Origin of the sequence: Mycobacterium sp. KBS0706 (genome assembly GCF_005938675.2) — a bacterium.
In the GTDB taxonomy this organism is placed as follows: domain Bacteria; phylum Pseudomonadota; class Alphaproteobacteria; order DSM-16000; family Inquilinaceae; genus Inquilinus.
Genome location: NZ_VCCH02000295.1, coordinates 1 through 996 on the forward strand (window position 1 = coordinate 1; position 996 = coordinate 996).

Annotated in this window: 1 pseudogene; it reads left to right on the top strand. The window is 65.1% G+C overall.

Going from position 1 to position 996, the window contains the following annotated elements:
- Positions 1-628: pseudogene (locus tag FFK22_RS41905) on the top strand (sulfatase-like hydrolase/transferase); the annotation flags it as partial.
- Between the last annotated feature and the right edge of the window lie 368 nt (positions 629-996).

Consider the following 996-nt stretch of genomic DNA (forward strand, 5'->3'; position numbering starts at 1 on the left):
AACCGTGATGGAGGGCGGCTTCCGCGCTCCGGCGATCATCCGCTGGCCGGGCAAGGTCAAGCCTGGCACGGTTGAGAACGGCATCTTCTCCGCCCTCGACTGGTTCCCCACCCTCGTGGCGGCCGCCGGGAATCCCGACATCACCGACCAGCTCCTGAAAGGCGTGCAGCTCGGTGACCGGAGCTACAAGAACCACCTGGACGGCTACAACCAGCTGGACCTGCTGCTGGGCAAGGCGCCGTCCGCGCGCCACGAATTCTTCTATTTCGGCGGCCCTCAGCTGGGTGCCCTTCGCATCGACAACTTCAAGTACCAGTTCTACCAGCAGCCGGAGGGGTGGCCTGGAGCGAAGGTCACGACGGACATGCCCACCATGGTTAACATCCGCCAGGATCCGTTCGAGCGGACGCCGTCGATCAGCGGCCAGAACCTCAACGATCTGGGCGGGGGCTATATGAACGACTTCTACGCCCGCGAGTTCTGGCGCTTCGTCACCGTCCAGGAGACGGTCGCGAAACTGGCCCTCACGGCGATCGACTATCCGCCGATGCAGGACCCGGCCTCCTTCAACCTGGATGCCGTGAAGAAGCAGATCGAGGCGGCAATCAAGAACAAGCCCGGCAACTAGGCAGCAGGAGCGCCGCGATGGGCAGCTCTACGGGCTGCCCATCCTCTTCCGTCCGCAACGAGAGAACCGAGCAGACCTGCCTTTCAGCTTTACAGCCCATGCGGAACTTGGCTGTGGGAGGAACCCGATGGCGACACGCCGTCAAATGCACCGACTGGCTGCAGGGGGTGACCCGCCACCGGCCGGGCGACCATGGGTGTCGCCGGCGGAGCGCATGGCCGCCGGCAAGGCCCTGCGAGAGAAGGTGCCGCGCTTGGCGCATGCCGCTTGGCGCCCATCAGCGCGCCGAACGGATCCGATCGCTGTTCTGAGGGCATCCGATGCGAACCGGGTCCCCGAATTGCTGCCGATCCGCTATGGCCGGATGT